The organism is Sinorhizobium sp. NG07B (genome assembly GCF_002532005.1).
Taxonomy (GTDB): Bacteria; Pseudomonadota; Alphaproteobacteria; order Rhizobiales; family Rhizobiaceae; genus Sinorhizobium; species Sinorhizobium fredii_C.
In genome coordinates, this window is record NZ_NWTD01000003.1 from 504,466 (window position 1) to 526,241 (window position 21,776).

The 21,776-nt window shown below is 63.5% G+C and carries 17 protein-coding genes; 15 read left to right on the top strand and 2 right to left on the bottom strand.

Annotated elements, in window-relative coordinates:
- The 8 genes from CO664_RS12255 to CO664_RS12290 all read left to right on the top strand — a co-directional run bounded on the left by CO664_RS12255 (window position 1) and on the right by CO664_RS12290 (window position 7,685).
- Window positions 1-480 (top strand): cupin domain-containing protein, encoded by a 480-nt coding sequence (locus CO664_RS12255; RefSeq protein WP_097538900.1) that lies wholly within the window; start codon window positions 1-3, stop codon window positions 478-480.
- 231 nt (window positions 481-711) lie between these two features.
- Window positions 712-1,119, top strand: coding sequence for a VOC family protein (locus CO664_RS12260; RefSeq protein ID WP_037425510.1), 408 nt, complete (start codon window positions 712-714; stop codon window positions 1,117-1,119).
- Window positions 1,120-1,124: 5 nt separating this feature from the next.
- Entirely contained in the window at window positions 1,125-1,559 is a 435-nt protein-coding gene (locus tag CO664_RS12265) for a GFA family protein (RefSeq protein WP_097539187.1), read from the top strand.
- A 91-nt stretch (window positions 1,560-1,650) separates the two neighbouring features.
- Complete coding sequence (locus CO664_RS12270) at window positions 1,651-2,745, top strand: branched-chain amino acid ABC transporter substrate-binding protein (protein ID WP_037425513.1); 1,095 nt, start codon at window positions 1,651-1,653, stop codon at window positions 2,743-2,745.
- A gap of 84 nt (window positions 2,746-2,829) precedes the next feature.
- A complete protein-coding gene (locus tag CO664_RS12275) occupies window positions 2,830-5,289 on the top strand; it encodes an adenylate/guanylate cyclase domain-containing protein (protein ID WP_097538901.1) in 2,460 nt (819 codons plus the stop codon).
- Between the two features lie 117 nt (window positions 5,290-5,406).
- Window positions 5,407-6,690 carry an SDR family oxidoreductase gene (locus tag CO664_RS12280; protein WP_097538902.1) on the top strand — a complete coding sequence of 428 codons (1,284 nt, stop codon included), beginning with the start codon at window positions 5,407-5,409 and terminating at the stop codon, window positions 6,688-6,690.
- Window positions 6,690-7,163, top strand: coding sequence for a DUF2269 family protein (locus CO664_RS12285; protein ID WP_037425522.1), 474 nt, complete (start codon window positions 6,690-6,692; stop codon window positions 7,161-7,163). The genes CO664_RS12280 and CO664_RS12285 overlap by 1 nt, the downstream gene beginning before the upstream one ends.
- A gap of 36 nt (window positions 7,164-7,199) precedes the next feature.
- Entirely contained in the window at window positions 7,200-7,685 is a 486-nt protein-coding gene (locus tag CO664_RS12290) for a GNAT family N-acetyltransferase (protein ID WP_097538903.1), read from the top strand.
- Window positions 7,686-7,711: 26 nt separating this feature from the next.
- On the opposite strand, the gene CO664_RS12295 is transcribed toward CO664_RS12290, so the two are convergent.
- Both CO664_RS12295 and CO664_RS12300 read right to left on the bottom strand, forming a co-directional pair.
- Window positions 7,712-8,620, bottom strand: coding sequence for an NAD(P)/FAD-dependent oxidoreductase (locus CO664_RS12295; protein ID WP_097538904.1), 909 nt, complete (start codon window positions 8,618-8,620; stop codon window positions 7,712-7,714).
- A gap of 115 nt (window positions 8,621-8,735) precedes the next feature.
- Entirely contained in the window at window positions 8,736-10,262 is a 1,527-nt protein-coding gene (locus CO664_RS12300) for an FAD-dependent oxidoreductase (RefSeq protein WP_097538905.1), read from the bottom strand.
- 393 nt (window positions 10,263-10,655) lie between these two features.
- Between CO664_RS12300 and bcsN the strand changes: the two genes are divergently transcribed.
- The 7 genes from bcsN (at window position 10,656) to CO664_RS12335 (ending at window position 21,765) form a co-directional block, all read left to right on the top strand.
- Window positions 10,656-11,582, top strand: a complete 927-nt coding sequence (gene bcsN / locus CO664_RS12305; protein WP_097538906.1) for a cellulose biosynthesis protein BcsN — start codon at window positions 10,656-10,658, stop codon at window positions 11,580-11,582.
- A gap of 108 nt (window positions 11,583-11,690) precedes the next feature.
- Entirely contained in the window at window positions 11,691-13,862 is a 2,172-nt protein-coding gene (gene bcsA, locus CO664_RS12310; RefSeq protein WP_097538907.1) for a UDP-forming cellulose synthase catalytic subunit, read from the top strand.
- A complete protein-coding gene (locus CO664_RS12315) occupies window positions 13,859-16,195 on the top strand; it encodes a cellulose biosynthesis cyclic di-GMP-binding regulatory protein BcsB (RefSeq protein ID WP_097538908.1) in 2,337 nt (778 codons plus the stop codon). Before bcsA ends, CO664_RS12315 begins: the two co-directional genes overlap by 4 nt.
- The gene (locus CO664_RS12320) at window positions 16,192-17,235 is read left to right on the top strand and encodes a glycosyl hydrolase family 8 (RefSeq protein ID WP_097538909.1); all 1,044 of its coding nucleotides are present in this window, start codon (window positions 16,192-16,194) and stop codon (window positions 17,233-17,235) included. Before CO664_RS12315 ends, CO664_RS12320 begins: the two co-directional genes overlap by 4 nt.
- Complete coding sequence (locus CO664_RS12325) at window positions 17,232-19,400, top strand: tetratricopeptide repeat protein (protein ID WP_097538910.1); 2,169 nt, start codon at window positions 17,232-17,234, stop codon at window positions 19,398-19,400. The genes CO664_RS12320 and CO664_RS12325 overlap by 4 nt, the downstream gene beginning before the upstream one ends.
- 108 nt (window positions 19,401-19,508) lie before the next feature.
- The gene (locus tag CO664_RS12330) at window positions 19,509-19,682 is read left to right on the top strand and encodes a DUF1328 domain-containing protein (protein ID WP_018237251.1); all 174 of its coding nucleotides are present in this window, start codon (window positions 19,509-19,511) and stop codon (window positions 19,680-19,682) included.
- Window positions 19,683-19,752: 70 nt separating this feature from the next.
- Complete coding sequence (locus CO664_RS12335; RefSeq protein WP_097538911.1) at window positions 19,753-21,765, top strand: AI-2E family transporter; 2,013 nt, start codon at window positions 19,753-19,755, stop codon at window positions 21,763-21,765.
- Window positions 21,766-21,776 lie beyond the last annotated feature (11 nt).

Genomic DNA, 21,776 nt, shown 5'->3' on the forward strand with positions numbered 1-21,776 from the left:
ATGACCATCACTAGCAACATCACAGAAAGCAAGGAACTCTTCTGGTTCAACAACACGCTCGTCGCGATCCACGTCTCCTCGAGCAAGGGGAGCGACGGCATCTGCGTGGTCGAGCACCAGATGCCCTACTGGGATTCTCCGCCACTGCACGTGCATCACCGGGAAGACGAAGTCTTTCACATCCTCGAAGGCAGGATGCGCTTCCATATCGATGGCCGCGAGCGGATTGCCGTTACCGGCGAAACGGTTGTCGCGCCAAAGGGCCTCGCCCACACCTTCCGCGTCGAATCGAGTGGTGGGGCGCGGTGCCTGACGATCACGCGCGGTTCGGACTTCGAAACACTGCTGCGCCAGATGGGCCGCCCGGCCGATCGGCCGGAATTGCCGCCGCAGTCGGCGCCGACACCGGAAATCATCGAGGCCCTGACACGGTGCTGCAGCGAAAACGGCATCGATATCATTGGAACGCCGCTGGTCTGATTGGAAAGGTCGCATCCGCCTCGCACCGGTCCTTCGGCTGGCCGCGCACCCCTGCCCCGCGCGAAGCGTCCTGATCTGACGAAGTTTTCCTCACATCTGCAGCCTTGAACTCCGCCCTTCTTTGCGAAAGATTTCACTCTCCTTGTCGGAATGGATGCTGCGGCTGCGTCTTGGAGCCGCCGACCAATCACATTCAGGTCGGCGCTGCCAAGTGCATGAAAGGAGGAACAATTGTCATTGCATGTTGCGCTCGAAGTCGTAACCCTGTTTGTGGATGATCTCGGCGAGGCAAAAGCCTTTTACAGGAAGGTTTTTGAGCCGGAAATCGTGTACCAGGATGACGTCTCCTGCGTCCTTAAGTTCGGGGGCGCCATGATCAATCTGCTTCATGTGTCGCAGGCGCCGGAACTGATCGAACCTTTGCCGGTGGCGTCGGCGAATTCGGGCGCGCGTATCCTGCTCACGATCAAGGTCGCTGATGTAGACGCCGCCTGCGCCAGCCTGGAGGGTCGAGGCGTGAGACTGCTTAACGGCCCGATCGATCGCCCTTGGGGACGCCGCACCGCCGCCTTTGCGGATCCGTCGGGCCATATTTGGGAGATCGCTCAGGAACTTGCGTCGAGCCAGGAGGCCATTTGATCATCATGACAGACCAGAGCGTTCGTATGCTAGCCGGACGGTGCCTCTGCGGCGCCGTCCACTATGTCGTCGCCGACGAATTCCGCTATGCCGCAAACTGCCATTGCGCGGATTGCCGGCGGGCGACCGGGTCCGCCTTCAAGCCGTTTGCCGGCATCGAACGCGAGAAGTTCACCGTCACCAAAGGGGCAGACCATCTCCAAACCTACGGCGAGGAGAACGCGCACAACGCCCGCTGTGGCAAATGCGGCTCCTTTCTCTATTCGGTGGTCCGCGATGGCGCCTATGTGCATGTCGCGCTCGGTCCGCTCGCCGACGAACCGGCAATCCGGCCGAGCGAGCACATTTTCGTCGGCTCGAAGGCACCCTGGTACACGATCAACGATGAGCTGCCGCAATATTGGGCTCACGTTGCGGACGGGACGCCGATCAACTGCTGAACGTCCCGGCATGCTCAAGCGGCACGCAACCTTTCGCCACCACACGTAGCCGCACCGGCGCATCAAGAGTATATTGCAGGCGGAGGTGTTCATGCGCCGACCTCTCGCCCTTGCTGCCGCCGTTGCCCTTGCTCTCAGCTTTCCGGCTCAAGCGGAAGTTCTGATCGGTGTTGCCGGCCCGATGAGTGGCAAACTCGCCTGGACCGGCACCCAGTTGAAGCGCGGCGCGGAGATGGCAGTCGCGGAGATCAATGCCGCCGGCGGCGTCCTCGGCGAGCAGGTTCGATTGATCGTGGCGGATGATTTCTGCGATCCACAGCAGGCCGTTGCGGCCGCCCGGAAGCTCGTCGCCGACCGTGCGGTCTTCGTCGTCGGCCATTACTGCTCGGGCGCTTCGATCCCCGCCTCCAAAATCTACGCCGCGGCCGGCGTGCTGCAGATTTCGCCGTCCTCGACCAATCCGGCCCTGACCGAGCAAGGCCATGCCAACGTCTTCCGGGTCTGCAGTCGGGACGATGCCCAGGGCTTGAAGGCCGGCAACTACCTGGCCGATCAGTGGGGAACCAAAAAGATCGCAATCCTTCACGACGACACGACCTACGGCAAGGGTCTCGCCGAAGAGACGAAGAAGCAGTTGAATAAGCGCGGCGTCAACGAGGCGATCTATCAGAGCTACGAACCGGGGAAGGACGACTACTCGGCCGAGATCGCGGATTTGCAAAGGGCAGGTATCACGGTGCTCTATCTCGGCGGTTATCACACGGAAGCGGCGCTCATGGTTCGTGCAGCGCGCGAGCGCGCCTTTCCGGTGCAGGTGATTTCCGGTGACGACACTGCAACCGAGGCCTTCGGCCTGATCGCCGGCCCCGCTGCCGAAGGAACACTCTTTACCTTCGTCGCCGACCCGCGTCGCAATGCCGAGGCGGCTGAGGTCGTCGAGCGCTTCCGGGCGGAGAATTTCGAGCCCGACTCCTGGACGTTGCACAGCTACGGCGCCGCCGAAGTTTGGGCGCAGGCGGTCCGTAAAGCGGGGTCGCTGAAACCGCCGAAAGTCATCGCGGCGCTGCGCAACCACGCGTTCGATACGGTGCTCGGCCGGATCGATTTCGACGAGAAGGGCGACCTCACCGTTCAGAACTGGGTATGGTATATTTGGAAGGGTGGCGAGTACGTGCCGCTGGAGTAACTGGCGGCTCACCGCAGCAGCACGCATCTGAGAAGAAATCCGTGCGGACGATGTTGACCGCCTCAGCCGGAGCGAGGGGCCGCGATGTTTGATCGTCTCGGCATTCGCGGTCGTCTGCTGCTCGCCTTCTTCGGCATCAGTGCCTTCGCCGTGCTTGCGACCGCTGGCGCGCTATACGCCTTTCTCCAGCTCGGCCAGGTGCTCGAACGGGTAACGGAGCGCCGGGCCCCGTCCGCCCTTCTATCTCTCGAACTCTCCCGCCAAGCCGAGCGCGTCGCCGCCACCGCTCCCGCCGTGCTTGCATCGAGCAGCCAGGCCCGGCACGCCGAGGTATCGGCGGCGATCGGCAGCGAGATGACGCGCCTGGAGGAATTGCTTGCCGCCTTGAGGGGAACGGCGCTCAGCTCGGCGGTCGTTGCCGAAATCGAAGCGGCGGCAGTGGGGCTGCGGCGCAACCTGAACGCCCTCAATGGTCTCGTGACCGCGCGTCTCGACGCCGTGGCCCGAAAGGAGGAGCTTCTGCGCCGCCTGTCGGCGACGACCAATGCCAGCCAGCGGCTCGTCGCGCCCGGCATTCTCGTGATGAATTCCAAGGTGCCGCGGTGGCGGGCCGCGACTGTCGATCCGACACTGTCGCCGGAAGCGGAAGCTGCGGCGACGCGAGATCTCGCCCGGGCAATCGCCGCCTATATTCCGCAGCAAACGGCGCAACGCGAGATAGCGGCGATCAACGACACGCTTTTGCAGGCTGCCGTCGTGCCGGCCCCGGGCGACCTGTCGCTGCTTTCGTTTCCCCTGCACCGCTCGGTCAACGCGCTGGAGGCCGTCACGCCCGAATTCGACGAGCAATTGCGCAAGCGCTTCCGTCAGCTCGTCGACGAGTTCAAGGCGCTGATCGACGGGCCAACAAGCATTCCGGGCGCGCGCGGCGAAGAACTTGCTCTCCTGGCAAAGGGCGAGAAGCTGGTGGCGGAAAACGATCAGCTTTCGCGCAAGCTGACGCTTGCCGTGGATCGCCTCGTGGCGGCGGCGAAACGGGATATTTCCGAAGCGGGTGCCGAAGCCGCGACCGTGCGGCGCTATGGCACCGCGATCGTGCTCGGCTCCGCCCTGCTCAGCCTGCTGAGTTCGGTAATGATCGTTTGGCTCTATGTCGACCGTAACCTGCTTGCCCGTCTTGCCGGGCTCAGCCACAGCATGCTCGCCATTGCCGCCGGCAACCTGCGTGTGACGCTGCCGGATACCGGGCGCGACGAGATCGGCCGGATGGCCAAGGCGTTGCGCGTCTTCCGCGACACAGCGATCGAGGTCGAAGAGAAGAACCTGCGCGACGTCGCCGAAGCCCGCCAGCGCCTGATCGACGCGATCGAGAGCATTTCCGAAGGTTTCGCGCTCTATGATGGCGAGGACCGGCTCCTCCTCTGCAACAGCCGATATCGCGAGATACTCTATCCGGGCATGGATGACGCCGTCGTCTCCGGCACGAATTTCGAGGCGATCATCCGTGCCGCGGCGGAGCGCGGCCTGATCGAGGATGCCATCGGACGGGAGGATGAGTGGATCGCCCGGCGCCTCGCGGCGCACCGCAATCCCGTCGGAACGATCCTGCAGCAGCGCGGTCCGGATCGCTGGGTGCAGATTAGCGAACGCCGCATTTCGGGCGGCGGCACGGTCGCCGTCTATTCCGACGTGACGGAGCTGAAACGTCGCGAGCAGGACCTTTCCGAAAAATCGGCCGCCCTCGAAGCCTTGTCGAGCAAGCTGGCGAAATACCTCGCCCCGCAGGTCTACAGTTCGATCTTCAGCGGCCGGCAGGATGTCAGCATCGCGAGCCAGCGCAAGAAACTGACGATCTGCTTCTCCGACATCGCCGGTTTCACCGAGACGACCGACAAGATGGAATCGGAGGAACTCACTCAGCTCCTCAATCAATACCTGACAGAAATGTCGAAGATCGCCCTGTCCTTCGGCGCCACGATCGACAAGTATGTCGGCGACGCCATCCTGATGTTCTTCGGCGATCCGGAGACGAGCGGCGTGAAGGAGGACGCCATCGCCTGCGTTTCGATGGCACTTGCCATGCAGAAGCGGATGGCCGAACTCGGCGAAGCCTGGCGCGGCGCCGGAATAGAGACGCCCCTGCGCTGCCGAATCGGCATTCACACGGACTACTGCACCGTCGGCAATTTCGGCAGCGAAGATCGAATGGACTATACCATCATCGGCGGGGCCGTGAATCTCACCGCCCGGCTGGAGCAGGAAGCGGAGCCTGGCGCGGTGCTGATTTCCTACGAGACCTTCGCGCAGGTGCAGGATGTGATCCATTGCGAGGAGGTGGGACGCGTCCGGGTCAAGGGCCTAGCCTACCCGGTCGCTACCTTCCGAGTCGTCGACTTCAGGGCCAATCTCAGCGTCGCTTGCGACGCGATTCACAAGGAACTCCCGCATCTGAAGCTTGATGCAGAGCCCGACCTCATGTCGTCCGGCGAGCGGGAAGAGGCCGCCGCGACGCTTCGCGAGGCACTGAACCGGCTCTCTCGATAATCCGCTGTTCACCATCCGCGGAACATGTTCCACCCGGCGCCTGTTGGAGCAGTAAGGTGCAACGCGCCGGCAATGGCTGCGGTATTACGGTAATCGCCGGCGACAGAAGGGGGAAGGATGAGAGTCCTTGTGATAGGGGCTTCGGGGCTGATCGGCTCTGCCGTCTGCGCGAAGCTTCTCGAGCGCGGCATGACGGTCGTACGCGTGGTTCGACCGGGCTTTTCGCTGTCAAAGCCCGGCGAAACCGTGGAACTCGATCTTGCCCGAGCGGTTCGGCCCGAAGACTGGCTGCCGCATCTGTTGAACATAGCCGCCGTTGTAAATTGCGCAGGCACACTCCAGGACGGGCCGGGTCACGATACGTCCGGCGTCCATATCCGCGGTCCCTCCGCCCTGTTTCAAGCTTGCGAACAGGCCGGTGTCCGCCGCGTCATCCATTTCTCGGCCATGGGCGTAGAAAAGCAGCAACCTTCCCCCTTTTCGCGCACCAAGCTCGAAGGCGACGAGGCGCTGATGGCCAGGGACCTCGACTGGGTCATTCTGCGCCCTTCCGTTGTGCTCGGCCCCGGCGCCTTTGGCGCCAGTGCGCTCATCCGTGGGCTGGCGGCTTTGCCCGTCCTGCCGATCATGCCGAATACCGGGCTGCTCCAGGTCGTGCGCCTCGAAGACGTGGCACGCACCGTCGAGATGCTCGTCCATCCGAGTGCCCCCAAGCGACTGATCCTGGAGATAGCAGGGCCGGAGCCCCTCTCCTTCGAAGATGTCGTGAGAACCTACCGGCACTGGCTTGGCTGGAGCCCTGCCCGCATCCTCAACGTACCCGCTCCGCTCGCAGGCCTCCTCTATAAGCTCAGCGATCTCGCCGGGGCACTCGGCTGGCTTCCGCCGACGCGCAGCACGGCGCAGAAGGAGATCACCCGCGGTGCCGTGGGCGACATCCGGGCGTGGTCGGAGAATACCGGGATAGAACCGACCGCGCTCTCGGTGGCGCTGGCGAGAACGCCGGTTACGGTTCAGGAAAGATGGTTTGCCAGGCTCTACCTCCTGAAGCCGGTCATCTTCGTCGTGTTGTCCTTGTTCTGGATCGCTACCGGCGTCGTATCGCTGACGACCGGTTACCAGATCGGCATCGACCTGATGGAGCGCACCGGCGCGGGGGTGCTTGCTGGCCCCAGCGTCGTCGCCGGAGCGATCGCAGACATCGTCATCGGACTTGCCATTGCGGTTCGTCGAACGAGCCGCGCCGGGCTCTACGGTGCGATCGGCCTCTCCCTTTTCTACGCCTTGGCCGGGACGATACTACTCCCTGAGTTGTGGAATGAACCGCTCGGCCCGCTGATGAAGATCTGGCCGATCATCGTGCTGCACCTCGCCGCCTTGGCGATCCTGGAGGAGCGCTGATGCTCTATTTCGTTCTCAAGTACCTGCACATCATCGGGGCCTCCGTGCTGTTGGGCACGGGCGCGGGCATCGCGTTTTTCATGCTGGTGGCGCATCGCACCGGTCGTGCCGAGACGATCGCTTCGGTTGCGCGCATCGTTGTCCTGGCCGACTTCCTGTTCACCGCCACCGCCGTCGTCCTGCAGCCGATAACGGGGGTGGCGCTCGCCTGGCATGTCGGTTACTCCCTGACGGAAGGTTGGATCCTGCTGTCGATCCTCCTCTACCTGATCACCGGTGCATTCTGGCTGCCGGTCGTTTGGATGCAGATGGAGATGCGCAGGCTCGCCGAGGCCGCGAGCAAGGGTGGGCAGCCATTGCCCAAACGCTATTATCGGCTCTTTCACCTGTGGTTCGCCTTCGGTTTTCCGGCCTTTGCTGCGGTCCTCGGGATTTTCTGGCTGATGATCGCCCGGCCCGCTATAGAGTGGTGAGCGGCGGCGTGGCGCTTATCGGGAGGGACAGACCACATGATTGTCGTGCGCCCGGCTTTAGCGGACGAAGTGGAGGCTCTTGCCCGGCTGGGGCTCTCGGCCTGGTGTAAGGGGATAAAGCCGCTCATCCCACCGGAAGTTGCGCTGGCGGTCGAGCAGAATAACCCGTTCCTGCCATTTCTACGGGACATGCGGTCAAAGGTCCTGGTAGCCGAGGTCGAAGGCCAGGCTGCCGGCATCGGGGCCTGCGAACACGCGGACAATACGATCAGCGACATCTGGGTGGCTCCGGCATTCGAGGGTCGAGGCGCCGGATCGGCGCTTGTGAGAGCGCTCGAAAGACAAATCCTGGAGCGCGGATACTGCGAAGCGCACATCGAAGTGGCCGCTGCGAATGCGAGAGCGCTCGAACTCTATCAACGCCTCGGTTACCGGCAGCTTTGGAGGAAGGTCGCCTTTGATGCGGTGCTGCGAACGACACTCGAGAAGATCGGCCTGGCGCGGCGTCTTTCACCCGCGTGAGCGCGAGGCCCTGACGAGTACCCCGCTCAAGGATTGCCGAAAGCCTCCGACAGATCGTTGTGCGCGGTGACCGCGGCGATCTCTCCCTGCGCCATGGCGACTCCCATCTGATTTAGGCCCGTCACCACATCGCCGATCGCGTAGAAGAACCGGACATCGGTTCGCTGATGCCGATCGGTCAGTATCCGCCCTTCCTCGTCAAGCTTCACTCCGATTGCCTGCGCCAGGAGGGACTGAGGCCTGCAGCCAAGCGCCGAATAGACCGCCACCGCCTCCATCGTTGCCGCTCCCATGAATTCCAATGCCATGCGATCTTCGGGAACGGGCGCGTGCCGGGCCAATCGGGCGGTGAGCAGCCGGATGGGCGGCCTGATGTCCGCAGGCGTCAGGCCCTCGGGTTCGGCGCCCAAGGTCGCCACCGTCACGTCGTCGGTGAACGACAGCAGAAATGCGGCTTCCTTCAGCGCCCGCCGGTTGTTGCCGATGACGACCACCGGTGCGCCGTTGATCTCATACCCGTCGCAGATCGGGCATAGCCTGAGATTGCCATTCCGCACGAGTTCCTTCGCATTCGGCCAGGGCGGAAGAACGTCGAGGAGGCCCGTCGCGCAGATGACCGCGCGGCTCCCGAGAAGGCGGCCGGCCACTCTGCACTGAAAGCCGTCCGCTACCCGCTCCAGCAGATCGGCACGGGCGGCGAGACGCTCGACTCCGAACTTGCCGGCTTGATCATGCATACGGTCGAGCAACACCTGACCCGGGACGCCATCCGGGAAGGCTGGATGATTGTAAGAGCGCGGAATGAGAGAAGCGCGGCTATTCCCCTCGTCGACGACGACCACATGCCGATTGAGGCGCGCCAGATAGACGCTTGCCGCCAGGCCGGCAGGGCCACCACCGACAACAATGCAATCATAGTCGAGTTTATCGCGCACTTGGCGTCTCGCCGTTCCGGTTTCCTGTCAAACAGCCTGCTTCGAACGGCTCAATCGGCCGGTTGTTCCGGGGGGCCACTCATGGCCGGAAGATATGGCGGTCCCGCCGCTGCGCCTATTCGTCAGCGGCCGCAAGCGGCGTGAAGGCAGGCGCGTTCAGGGGCTCGCCATCCACCGAAAAGTGGGAGCCGTGGCATGGACAGTCCCAGCACCTCTCAAAACTGTTCCAGTGCACGACACAGCCGGCATGGGTACAAGTCGCGGATCGAACATGGAGTTCGCCGCCGTCATCGCGGTAGGCGGCAAGCTTTGAAGTGCCGCGACGAATGAGGGCGCCGTCGCCGGGCTTCAATTCGTCGAGCGACGACAATTCCCCGCCAGTGAGATGTTCGGCGAGATTGGCCGGCATGGTGAGGTTTTCAGAAATGTACTCGCCAGCTGCGCCGATCGAGATCCGGCTGGGCTGATAGATGCCGGCCCAGATATTCTCACGGCCCATGACAAGATCGCGCAGGATCAAGGAACCGGCGACACCGTTCGACAGGCCCTCGCCGGAATCTCCGGTCACAACGAAGACGTTGTTGTTTCCGGGATTTCGGCCGATATAGGCGAGGTGGTCGACTGGCTCCATGACCTGGCCGGACCACGCAAATTCCGGATCGCCGATCTGCGGGAAGCGCGACTTTGCCCATTCGGTGAGCCTCGCTAGCCGCTCCGGCTGGTCGTCGACTTGTCCGGTCTTGTGGTCCTCGCCACCGACAATCAGCCAGTCATGGTCTGCGCCTGACGGCTGCAGGCGCACATAGTGGTACGGGTCCAGCGTATCCCAGTACAGCGCGTCGACCACCGAGCCGCTTGGTACTCGGCCGGCAATTACATAGGTGCGATATGGTGCCTGCTTCGTGTGAACCGCGATCCAGTCGTTGATCGGCGAATTCGTCGCGATCACCGCCGCTCGCGCGCGGATTTCGCGGCCTTCCCGTGTGCGGACAATGGTTTCGCCGTCCTTCTCTTCGACACTTACGACTGGCGTCTCTGCGTATAGGCGTCCGCCATCGCGTTCGATGCAGCGGATGAGGCCGTCGAGATATTTGAGCGGATGGAACCGTCCCTGGTCCGGGAAGCGAAGACAACGGCGGTCGCCGCCGTCCCCAGTACCCGGCAATGCAATCCAGGCGACGCCGGAGAAGCCGAGGCTGTGACAGGCATCGATCTCCCGCTCCAGGATGGAAACGTCTTCGTCCGACGCCGCGAACAAATAGCCGTCCAGGCGACGGAAGTCGCACTCGATATTTTCGGACGCCTGAATCTGTTCCACCCGATCAAGGGCCGCCACCTGGCTGCGAAAGTATTGCCGCGCCTCCTCGAGGCCACGCAGCCGGATGAGTTCGTGGTAGAAGTCGTCAAGGACGGAGGCAAGATGCGCGCTTGTGCGAGCCGTCATGCCTCGGGCAAGAGCGCCCCGATCCACGACGATCACCGACTGTCCTTCACGGCACAATTCGTAGGCGACCGAGAGACCGGCGATACCGGCGCCCACCACGACGACATCGGCTCGCTCATTGGCGGCAAGCAGCTGCGGCCGGTGCTCCGCGGCGGTTGCCATCCAAAGGGACTGGCTGCGTTCGGACTGCACGTTCATGGCTTCAATCTCCCTCCCGACGAACCGCGCTCAATCAGAAATGTTCCTTGGACAAAAAGGGCACCGGCCTGCCTCTGGCAGACCAGTCGCCGCGGCCCCGGGCGCCGTTTGGACGGCCCCGCCTTGCGTGCCCCCTTCTCCGCGGGTTTGAAAAAGCCTCCACTTGCACTATGCAGTCTCTAGCGTGCCGGCCGATCGCGATTCGTGGTCGTGGCATGAGATTGAGATATGGAATGCGGGTGGCGCGGCCCCTGCATTCCTTACCTGCCTGCTGCGTGTTTCATTTCGTCGAGCCGATTCATTGAAACATGTAGCTATTCGATGTGCCGCAGCGGCCTTTGCGCGTTTCAAGAAGACGCGCGTCCCTGTAAGGCAAGGTTGGAGGTTGCCAGTTTGCGGTGCAGCGGCAAGGCCGTCGGTTTGATCGTTCTCGCGTCTCTGTCCCTTGCAGGCTGCACGGCCCGTGAAGGTGCCCGCGTGCCGACCGGCGCAACCATCGTACCGACGGAAAACGCGCTCGTCCTGCCGCCGCCCGGCGGACCTGAGGTCCTGAACGTGGTCGAGCGGCGCTTCGGAAATGCCGTCGAGCAGGACGTCAACTTGCATACCTCCGCTTCGACACCCGGACAGAACTACCTCCGCGCCACATTCTTCGGACCTACGGGTGCCGGGCTCGATCAGAAGACAGCAGCCTATTCGGCCGTCCGCGCATCGGAAATGATGCGGGAGGCAGGGCGCGCCATTCCGGGCGTCCCCCTTACCCAGTCGCCCTATTTCCTGCAGAATAACTACGGTCCGTTCGGCTATGCCTTCGGGCGGCGCGGCAGCGACGCTTGCCTCTATGCCTGGCAGCAGATACGTCCGCCTGAAAGCCAGCGCTCGCCCCTGCGCAGCTATGGCACCATACAGGTGCGGCTGCGCCATTGCGCAACCGATGCGACGGAAAACGAACTGCTGAGTATCGTCTACGCCTATACGATCAGCGGCACCATCATCGGCGATCCGTCCTGGAACCCCTATGGGGCGCCGCCGGCGGTCGACGCAGGGCTGGGACGCACGGGCAGCCCCATCTACCGAACCGAGGTGCAGTCGGACCAGGCGCCTGCGCTCGAACGGCCGAGACGCGCCATTGTGACGGCTCCCGTTCGGGCGACGACTGCCGTCGAGAAACCTGAAGTGACGCGCCAGCCGGTCGTCGCGCCACTACCTTTGCCACAGCCAGGCGGAAGCCTGCAGAGCCCGCCGGGTTCCGGCGCGGCAGGCACCGTCGTGGTCCCCCCGCCGACTTGCGCACCAGAGGCAGGGACGGCCTGCCCTTAACAGGGTGCTAACTCGGGCCTGCTATGGGGCTCAACGGGACCGCATGGTCCGGCTCGTGTTGTAAACCATTGCCAGCGGCATGAACGCCGCTGTTGGAAGGCAAATTGTATGAGTAAGGTCGCGACTCTGACCGCATGGGTTGTCATATCCCTTTGCCTGGTCACGCTCATCACGCTGCCCGTCAACATGCAGACGCAGCTGGTCGCAAGCGTCCTTGTCGTAACCTTCATGGCGCTCATCAAGCTTCTGGATGCTGGCGGCAAATGGCGGCTCGTCGCGCTCGCCTTCGGTAGCGCCATGGTGCTGCGCTACGTCTACTGGCGTACGACAAGCACCTTGCCGCCGGTCAACCAGCCGGAGAATTTCATTCCGGGCTTCCTGCTTTACCTGGCGGAAATGTACAGCGTCATGATGCTCGGCCTCAGCCTGTTCGTGGTCGCCATGCCGCTTCCGCCGCGGCCCTCCCGTTCGGCGACGCCCGGGAAATACCCGAGGGTCGACGTTTTCGTGCCCTCCTATAACGAGGATGCGGACCTGCTTGCCAACACGCTCGCCGCGGCCAAGGGCATGGACTACCCGGCCGAGAAACTGACGGTCTGGCTGCTTGACGACGGCGGCACTTTGCAGAAGCGCAATTCCACCAATCTCGTCGATGCGCATCGCGCTGCCGCACGACACCGGGAACTGCAGAGACTCTGCGAGGATCTCGGCGTGCGCTACCTCACCCGCGACCGCAACGAACATGCCAAGGCCGGCAATCTCAACAACGGGATGCTCAATTCAAACGGTGAGCTGATCGCCGTGTTCGATGCCGACCACGCCCCGGCGCGCGACTTCCTGCTCGAAACGGTCGGCTATTTCGAGGACGATCCGCGCCTGTTCCTGGTGCAGACGCCGCATTTCTTCCTCAACCCCGATCCGCTCGAGCGCAACCTCAGGACCTTCGAGAAGATGCCAAGCGAGAACGAGATGTTCTACGGCATCATCCAGCGCGGTCTCGATAAGTGGAACGCCGCCTTTTTCTGCGGCTCGGCGGCCGTGCTCCGCCGCAAGGCGCTGGAGGATACGAGCGGCTTCAGCGGGCTGAGCATCACCGAGGACTGCGAGACGGCGCTGGCACTGCATGGGCGCGGCTGGAACAGCGTCTATGTCGACCGTCCCTTGATTGCCGGATTGCAGCCGGCGACCTTCGCGAGTTTCATCGGCCAGCGCAGCCGCTGGGCGCAGGGAATGATGCAGATCCTGATGTTCCGCTTCCCTCTGCTCAAGGGCGGTTTGTCCATACCGCAGCGCCTCTGCTACATGTCGTCGACGCTCTTCTGGCTGTTTCCGTTCTCGCGGACGATTTTCCTCTTCGCACCGCTGTTCTACCTGTTCTTCGATCTCCAGATCTTCACCGCCTCCGGCGGCGAATTCCTCGCCTATACGCTCGTCTACATGCTCGTGAACCTGACGATGCAGAACTACCTATACGGATCGTTCCGCTGGCCCTGGATATCCGAGCTCTACGAATATGCGCAGACGGTTCATCTGCTGCCGGCGGTGGTTTCGGTTCTGCTCAACCCGCGCAAGCCGACGTTCAAGGTGACGGCAAAGGACGAGTCCGTCCTCAAAAGCCGGCTTTCCGAGATCAGCCGGCCCTTCTTCATCATCTTCGCCGTGCTCCTCATCGCCACGGCGCTCGCCATCTACCGGGTCTATACGGAGCCTTACAAGGCGGACATTACCCTCGTCGTCGGCGGCTGGAATCTCCTCAATCTCATCATGGCGGGCTGCGCGCTCGGGGTCGTTTCCGAGCGGGGTGAAAAGGCAGCCTCGCGGCGTGTGAAAGTCAGCCGCCGCTGCGAATTTTCCTTCGGCGAGCAAACCTATCCGGCAACGATCGAGAATGTTTCGGCGCATGGGGCGCGAGTCCAGGTCTACGGCTTGCCCACCGACGAACTGCTGATCGATGTCAGGGGGCAGATCCGCTTCCAGCCCTATAGCGGCGACGGTACCTTCGAAACGCTGCCGGTCTCGATCAGGAACATCGAAACCGAGGGCGATCTGACGATCGTCGGCTGCCGCTATCTGCCGGAAATCGCCCGCCACCACAGTCTCGTCGCCGATCTTATCTTTGCGAACTCGCAGCAGTGGAGCGAGTTTCAGCGCCTGCGGCGCGGTAATCCGGGCCTGGTGCGCGGCTCTCTCTGGTTCCTGTGGCTCGCCCTTTATCAGATGAGCCGCGGCCTGATTTACTTCTTCCGCAGCATCAAGACCGAAGCGGGAGCGGGCAAATGAAACGCGTGCTCGCTCTCCTGATGGCTTTCTTGGCCGGCTCGCCGGCGGCTGCACAGCCCTCCCCCTTCGACATGTCCGGGGAGCGCCCTGCCGAACAGCGTGCCGCACCGCCGGTGGAAGAGGCGCCGCAAAGACGAGATGCGGCGCCAAGCTCCGGCAGCCCCAAGGCGGTCTCGCCCCGCCCGGCGGCAGCGCCGTTCCGGCGCTTCGTCCTGCCGTTTCCGACCTTGTCGCTCGCCGGCGAAGCGGACGAGCGCGCCTGGTCCCTCTATCTCACGCCGGCGCAGGCGCAAGCCGGCCGCAGGCTGACCTTTGCCTATCAGAACGCGATCGTCGTTGCGCCCGAGGCATCCGTCCTGTCCGTCCTGGTGAACGGCAAGCTTGTCGGCGAAGGAGCGGTGCAGGCAGCCGACGGGCCGCACGAGCGCAGCTACGACATTCCCGCCGGCCTGTTGCGTACCGGCGAGAACGAGATCCGCTTCCGCGCGCAGCACCGCCATCGAACGGACTGCACGATCCAGTCGACCTACGAACTCTGGACAGAGATCGCCTCGGAGAGCGCCTTCATCACATTCGAGGGTGAGGAGCCCCGAGCACTGACCGCAATCGAAGACATTCAGGCCGTCGGCACGAACGAGACCGGGCGAACCCAGTTCAATATCGTGGCGCCCGCGCTGGAGCAGCCGAGCCGCGTACCGGTGCTGATGCGGCTGGCGCAGGGCGTCGGCCTACTCGGGCGCATGCGGTCCCAGTCCATCGTCTTCAGCCGCATCATGCCGGAGCTCGGCAAGCCCGGCGAGCTGACGATCGTTGCCGGAACCGCAACGGAACTCCAGCCCCTGCTTCCCTCGCTGCCGGCCGAGGCGGCGACCGGCACGATTGCCGCCTTCGCCGAAACCGGTCACGCAAACGCGCCGGTTCTCGTCCTCAGCGGCCCCGATTGGACGGCCGTGGCGGCGGCGATCGAAACGATCACCGCCGCCACGGAGCAACCCTCGAACATCCGCGACGTCATCAAGACGGAGCGCTGGCGGCTGCCGCAAACGCCGCTGGTGTTTTCCGGCAAGCGGCTGCGCTTTTCCGAACTGGGCGTCGCGACGAGCGAGTTCTCCGGCCGGCGGTTCCGGACGGCCCTCCAGGTGGCGATCCCATCCGATTTCTATGCCGACGCCTATGGCGAGGCCACCATCCTTCTCGATGCCGGCTATACGGAGGCGGTCCGTCCCGGAAGCCGGATCGACGTCTATGTCAACGGCAACATCGCCACGACGGTCGCCCTGGAAGCGTCGGCGGGCGGGATCCTTGGTCACCTTCCGATCAATGTGACGCTGCGGCATTTCCGGCCCGGTGCCAATCTCATCGAGCTCGAAGCGGTCCTGCTGACCGAAGCCGACAAGACATGCGCGCCCGGGACGCCGGCTTCTTCCGAACCGCGCTTTGCCCTGTTCGACACGTCTGAATTCGCGATGCCCGATTTCGCCCGCATCGCACGGCGCCCGGACCTCGCGGCAACGTCCGGCTCCGCCTATCCCTATCGCGGCAGCGCCGATCCGGTGGCACTCTACATCGACAGAGCCGACCCCGACACGCTTTCCGCGGCTGGCACCTTTATCGCGAAGCTGGCCGTCGCCGGCGGACGGCCGATGCAGATCGAAACGATCGCCGATCCGCTGGTGGCCGACGGCAGGCAAGCGCTGTTCATCGGCGCCATGCCGCAGCTGCCGAAGATGGTGCTGACGCAGGCCGGGATCGACCCGGTCAGCCAGGCCTCCTGGGGGAGCGCGAAGGACGTTGCCCAGGGGCGCAACACACAGACGGCGCTGGACGAGTGGCAGACGCGGCTGAAGGGGGGCGGCTGGCGGAGCGCCATTATCGATTTCGAAAGCTGGCTCAAGGAGAATTTCGACATTTCCTTGAATTCGCTGCGACTGATACCGGAGGCCGAGGCGCCTTTCGTGCCGCCGAAAGCGGCGACCCTGCTGGTGGCACAATCGGCCAATCCGGCCGAGAACGCCACCTGGACAGTGATTGCAGCTCCTTCGCCGGCATTGCTGCGCGAGGGGGTGGCGGCGATCGCGGACACGTCGCGATGGAGCGAAGTGTCGGGGCACATCGCGGTCTACGACCCCGTCGACGACAAGGTGAGCGCCACGCCGGCCCGCCGCTTCAGACTCATCGAGACGCAGCCGCCGTCTTTCTGGAACTACCGGCTGATCGCCGCGAACTGGCTTTCGACGAACATTCTCTTCTATGCGGTACTGCTCGTCAGCCTTGCAGTCGTGCTCGGACTGGCCACTGCCGTGCTGCTCGGTAAACTGGGGCGCCGAACATGAGATACCTGTTGATATTCGCGCTCCTTCTGGCGGCGCTGGTCGGGCCGGTCGGAGCGGATGAAAGGCAGGCAAGCGTGAAAGCCGACGCCTGGGCGCAGTACAAGTCGAAGTTCCTCGATCCGAGCGGGCGCATCCTCGACGACGCCAATGGCAATGTCAGCCACAGCGAGGGACAGGGATATGGCCTGCTGCTTTCGTTCCTGGCAGACAAACCGGCCGATTTCGAGCAGATCTGGTCCTTCACCCGTCGCGAGCTTCTGTTACGCGACGACGGGCTTGCGGCCTGGAAATGGAGTCCGGACAACGATCCGCATGTTACCGACATCAACAACGCGACCGACGGCGACATTTTGATCGCCTATGGCCTGGCGCTCGCTGCCGAGCGCTGGGGCCGCAGCGATTATTCGCAGGCGGCAGCCACGATCGCCAAGGCCATTCTCGACAAGACCGTCGTCAAACATGGCGGGCGCACGCTGCTATTGCCCGGCGTCGCGGGATTTTCAGCCGCCGACCGGGACGATGGCCCGGTCATCAATCCCTCCTATTGGGTGTTCGAAGCACTGCCCGTGCTCGACCGACTCGTCCCTTCGCCGAAATGGCAAGAGCTCGGGGCAGACGGCAAGACGATGATCCAGGGCATGAAATTTGGACCGCAGGACATGCCGGCCGATTGGGTAAGCGCCAAGACCACACTCAAGCCGGCCGCCGGATTTCCGCGAGAGTTCGGTTTTAACGCTCTGCGAATTCCCCTTTACCTCGTGCGCGCCGATCAATCAGATCGGGAGTTTCTCTTGCGGCTGCAACGTGGGATCTCTGGGCCGCAAGACGAGCTTCTGACCCGCGATCTCGAAAGCGGAGCGGTGCGCGCGACGCTGACGGATCCGGGTTATCGAATTATTAACCATATTCTGGCCTGTGTGCTCGAAGGCACGAAGATGCCAGAGGACGCCAAGGCGTTCCAACCGACGCAATACTACCCTTCGACCCTGCACCTGCTGGGGTTGTCTTTCGTGGAGGAAAAGCATCCGGAGTGCTTATGAAGTTTCCAGTCATAGCCTTCGCAGGGGTCACCGCAACGGTGATCGGAATCGCCGGCTTCGCCGACGGTAACCATCTGCGCAAGGGCTTGGGAGACCTCATCGCCAGTGCCGCACCGGAACTGGTCGTGCCCTTCGGTAACGTCGACGACAGCCGGAAGGGCGCGAGAGAGCCGGGTTCGCGCGATGTCGCCCAGGCTGAGACGCCGTCCGAAGCGGAAACCCCTCCGCCTGACGAACCGGCAGCCGTGGACGAATCGGCGCTGCGCTATTTCGCCAGCCAGGGCGACACGGCCCGCCTGCAGGCGGAGATTTCGCGTCTGAGAGCGCTCTATCCCAATTGGACCCCTCCCGAGGATCCCCTGGCAGTTCCGCGCAACGAGGACGTGCAGCTCGAAGCCATGTGGCAGCTCTATGCGGAAGGCCGCTACGCCGAGGTGCGCAAGGCGATCGCCGACCGGAGATCGAGAGAAGCCGGTTGGCAGCCGCCCGCCGACCTCCTTGAGCGCCTCGATGTCGCCGAGGCCCGGGCAAGGCTCGTCAATGCATCCGATCTCAAGCAATACGAGACTGTCATTCAAGTCGGGGCGAGCACGCCCATCCTGCTCACCTGCAGCGAGGTTGACGTGCTTTGGCGCGTCGCCGAAGCTTTTGCGGAAACGAAGCGCCAAGGACGGGCGCGCGACGCCTATCTCTACATCCTGAAGAATTGCGACAGCGGACCGGAGCGGCTCGCGACGCTGCAGAAGGCAGCAGCTCTCCTGCCCTATTCCATGGTCCAGGAACTGCTTTCCTACGAGAAACCCAACGCATCAGGCACGCTGGAGTTCGAAAGCATCCGCGACGACCTCGCCCGCCGCTTCGTTGCCGAGGGTGAAGACGACGCGACGCTCGCCGTCGACCCGAAATACCTGCAGCGGGTCGAACGGCTGGTCGAGACGCAAGGAACGGCATCGGACGCGCTGCTGCTCGGCTGGTATCACCTGCGCCGCAAGAACATGAGCGCGGCGGAGCAATGGTTCAGGCGTGCGCGCGAGAAGCAGGATTCCGCCTCCGCCTCGCAAGGCCTGGCGCTCACCTTGATCGACCGCAAGGCGCCGGAAGAAGCCGAGAAGGTGCTCTATCCCTGGCGGGATGCTTCGGCCGACGCTCGCGCCACCTATATGGCCGCAACCGCCAATCTGCTGGCAATGGAACCGCCGGTGATTCTCACCGGCGAAGTCCTTCAACGCATAGCGCAGGAGACCATCAAGGCGCGCGATCCGGCCACTGCGCAGCAGTTCGGCTGGTATGCCCGCACGCTGGGGCAGCCGCAGACGGCCCTTCAATGGTTTTCGACGGCGCTCAGTTGGAAACCGGATGACGAGCCGTCGGCCTATGGTCTGGCGATCACCCGCCATCAACTTGGCGACACCGCCGGCACGGCCGAGATCCAGCGGCTTTGGGCGGGCCGTTCGGAGCGGATCGCTCGTCTGGGAGAGCCGGAGAAGCCGGCGGAACCCGCTCAGCTGCCGGCTCCGCCGGTGCTGCAAGGCGCAAAGCCGAACGTAGCGGCAGGCGGTCAGCCAGCCGACGCCGTTGTCCGCCGACAAGGCGGCTTGCCCGCGCGGGTCGGCACCGCGCCGCGTCAGGTCGTGCGAAGGACGATAGCCTGCCGCGAGACCCTCGACCCGAGCCGCCTGTCGCCGCAGGCGGCGTTGGCACGGGGATGGTGCCTGATGGACATGAACCGTCCGCTTGAAGCCGTCCAAGCCTTCGAGGTTGCGCTTCGCGCCCCCGCTTCCGCCGTGAGGGAGGATGCCGCCTACGGTCAGAGCCTGGCCTATCTTCGCGCCGGACTGACAAGCAAGGCGGCCGTCGCCGCGACGAAGTCGCCGCAAAGCCGTGCCCGCGTGGCCGAACTGCAGACCGCCATCCTGGCAGACCGGGCAATCGCCGCCTTCGACGCCGGCCGCTACCGAGAAACCCTGATATTCCTCGATCAGTTGCGGCGGATTTCCACGGAGCGTACCGACCTGATGGTCCTGCGCGGCTATGCCTATCTCAACCTCAACCGCTTCGCGGAAGCGAAGCGCATCTTCGAAGCCGCCGCGGCAACCGGTAACCGGGACGCGCGGCGGGGCCTCGCCGATGTCAGCAGGGAACAGGAGATCTGGCCGAACAAGTAGCAGGCGATTGCTCCTCTACAGCGACTCCGATTTTTCGGGCCGCTACGCTAGGCTTCGTCCATCGCCGCTCTACTTGCTTAGGAGGACGCTACGAACAAAGGTTGCGCCATGCTCAAGTGGGCTCTCATTTTCCTGGTCATATCGCTGATAACGGGCTTCCTCGGTTTTTCCGGCATCTCCGCGGCGACGGCCGGGATCGCCAAGATCCTGTTCTATCTGGCGCTCGCCATATTCCTGCTCTTCCTGATCCTTGCCCTGCTCGCCGGCAGCGCCGTGGTGTAGGCCTCATCTTGCCCAAGGCCCTTCGGAGATGCACAAAGCAGTCTGATGGTTTTGGGGGCATAGGGATAAGATGCTGAGGTTTTCTCGGAGAGCCGATCAGGATCAGGTCAAGGCCGGCAGCCGATCGTTGCAGATCGCTTTCGCGCCAGCGTCGTCAGCAATCGCGCAGCCTTCCCGGCTTCCAACGCTTGCCGCGACGGCGGCGACGGTGGCCGTTCTTTATTTCGCCAGCGAAGTGTTTCTGCCGCTTGCGATCGCGATCCTGCTGACATTTGCGCTGGCACCCGTGGTTTCGCGGCTCAGAAGAGCCGGCTTGCCGCGCTCGGTCGCAGTTATAGTCACCGTCGCGACAGCCTTCCTGTTCCTCTCCGCATTCAGCGTCATCCTGGCCGTGCAGGTCAGCGAAGTGGCGCAGAATCTCCCCACCTACCAGTACAACATCATCGAGAAGATCAGGGTTCTGAAGGAGGCGGGCTCGGAAAGCCAGATCTTCGACCGCATCAGCCGCGTCGTGGAAAGGATCAGCACGGAGATTAGCCGGCCGAGGCCCGAAACGCCCGTATCCCCTGCACCGGAACCCGGGCAGAAACCGCTTCTTGTAGAGATATTCTCTCCTGAACGCCCGATCGAAACGCTCAGGAATATCATCAATCCCCTGCTCGGGCCTTTGGCCACGACCGGTCTCGTCATCGTTGTCGTGATCTTTATGCTCTTCGAAAGAGAGGACCTGCGCGACCGCTTCATCCGGCTTGTCGGTTATGGCGATCTGCACCGCACGACCGAGGCACTGCAGGATGCCGCCGCGCGTGTCGGCCAGTATCTGCTCATGCAGCTGGTGGTGAACATCACCTACGGGATACCGCTGGCGGTCGGCCTCTGGTTGCTCGGCATACCCAATGCGATTCTCTGGGGAATGCTCGCTATCGTGCTGCGTTTCGTCCCCTATATCGGCCCCGTCATCGCCGCTGTCCTTCCGCTGTTTCTCGCCTTCGCCGCCGCTCCGGGTTGGAGCCTGCTGTTCTGGACGGCGGCTCTCTTCATTGTCCTGGAACTGCTAAGCAACAATGTCGTCGAGCCCTGGCTCTACGGTTCGCGGACCGGCCTTTCGCCGCTCGCGATCATCGTCGCGGCGATTTTCTGGGCCTGGCTCTGGGGGCCGGTCGGCCTGGTGCTGTCGACGCCGCTCACCGTTTGTCTTGTCGTGCTCGGCCGCCATGTCCCGCAGTTCGAATTCCTCGAAATCCTCTTGGGCAACGAGCCGGTGCTGGACCCCAAGGAACGGCTCTATCAACGACTGCTGGCCGGCGATCCGGACGAGGCGACCGACAACGCCGAAGAAATGCTCGAGGAGAAATATCTCGTCGAATTCTACGACACGGTCGCAATTCCCGCCCTGCTGCTCGCCGAGCACGACCGCACCCGTGGCGCTTTGTCCGAGCCGCAGGTGGCTCAAATAGCTCAAAGCGCCCGCACGCTTGTCGCCAATCTCGAGGAAATCGCCGCCGAAGAGGAAGAAGAGGACGAGGAGGATGAGGCCGGCGAAAATAACGGCGAAGGAGACGATCAGAGCGACGACTATGACTTGCCACTCGGAGACGGAAAATCCGTGCTCTGCATCGGCGGACGCGGCGAACTCGACGATGTGACGGCGGCGATGCTCGCCCAGGTCATCCGCGTCCAAGGGGCGGATGTCGCTGCCGCCAGCCATGACGACCTGAAGCCCGGGACCATTCGGGCGCTGCCCTTCCCGGGGCGCAACGCGATTCTCGTGACTTTCCTCGATCAGGATTCACTTCGCCATGCGAAATTCATCGTGCGCCGGCTGAAACGCCTCACGCCGATCGCCCGCATCGGCATCGTGCTGTGGCGGGAAGACGGCACGCCGATCGCCGAACTGGTCGAAGAGCTGCAAGCCGATTTCGTTGTCTCTGTTATCTCCGACGCCGTCCGTGAGGCGCTTTCCGAGGAGGTGGCGCGGCCATTGAAGGCCGTGCGCGCGAAGATTGCCCGCCGCCATCAGGCGCGCAGGCGGCGTGGTTCGACTGCGGAGAAAACGGCTCCCGCCGGCCAGGACGCGGTATAGACCGCATCCTC

Coding starts and splice junctions, on each gene's coding strand:
- CO664_RS12255 (WP_097538900.1), top strand. CDS start 1: ATGACCATCACTAGCAACATCACAGAAAGCAAGGAACTCTTCTGGTTC.
- CO664_RS12265 (WP_097539187.1), top strand. CDS start 1,125: ATGACAGACCAGAGCGTTCGTATGCTAGCCGGACGGTGCCTCTGCGGC.
- CO664_RS12270 (WP_037425513.1), top strand. CDS start 1,651: ATGCGCCGACCTCTCGCCCTTGCTGCCGCCGTTGCCCTTGCTCTCAGC.
- CO664_RS12275 (WP_097538901.1), top strand. CDS start 2,830: ATGTTTGATCGTCTCGGCATTCGCGGTCGTCTGCTGCTCGCCTTCTTC.
- CO664_RS12280 (WP_097538902.1), top strand. CDS start 5,407: ATGAGAGTCCTTGTGATAGGGGCTTCGGGGCTGATCGGCTCTGCCGTC.
- CO664_RS12285 (WP_037425522.1), top strand. CDS start 6,690: ATGCTCTATTTCGTTCTCAAGTACCTGCACATCATCGGGGCCTCCGTG.
- CO664_RS12290 (WP_097538903.1), top strand. CDS start 7,200: ATGATTGTCGTGCGCCCGGCTTTAGCGGACGAAGTGGAGGCTCTTGCC.
- CO664_RS12300 (WP_097538905.1), bottom strand. CDS start 10,262: ATGAACGTGCAGTCCGAACGCAGCCAGTCCCTTTGGATGGCAACCGCC.
- bcsA (WP_097538907.1), top strand. CDS start 11,691: ATGAGTAAGGTCGCGACTCTGACCGCATGGGTTGTCATATCCCTTTGC.
- CO664_RS12315 (WP_097538908.1), top strand. CDS start 13,859: ATGAAACGCGTGCTCGCTCTCCTGATGGCTTTCTTGGCCGGCTCGCCG.
- CO664_RS12320 (WP_097538909.1), top strand. CDS start 16,192: ATGAGATACCTGTTGATATTCGCGCTCCTTCTGGCGGCGCTGGTCGGG.
- CO664_RS12325 (WP_097538910.1), top strand. CDS start 17,232: ATGAAGTTTCCAGTCATAGCCTTCGCAGGGGTCACCGCAACGGTGATC.
- CO664_RS12330 (WP_018237251.1), top strand. CDS start 19,509: ATGCTCAAGTGGGCTCTCATTTTCCTGGTCATATCGCTGATAACGGGC.
- CO664_RS12335 (WP_097538911.1), top strand. CDS start 19,753: ATGCTGAGGTTTTCTCGGAGAGCCGATCAGGATCAGGTCAAGGCCGGC.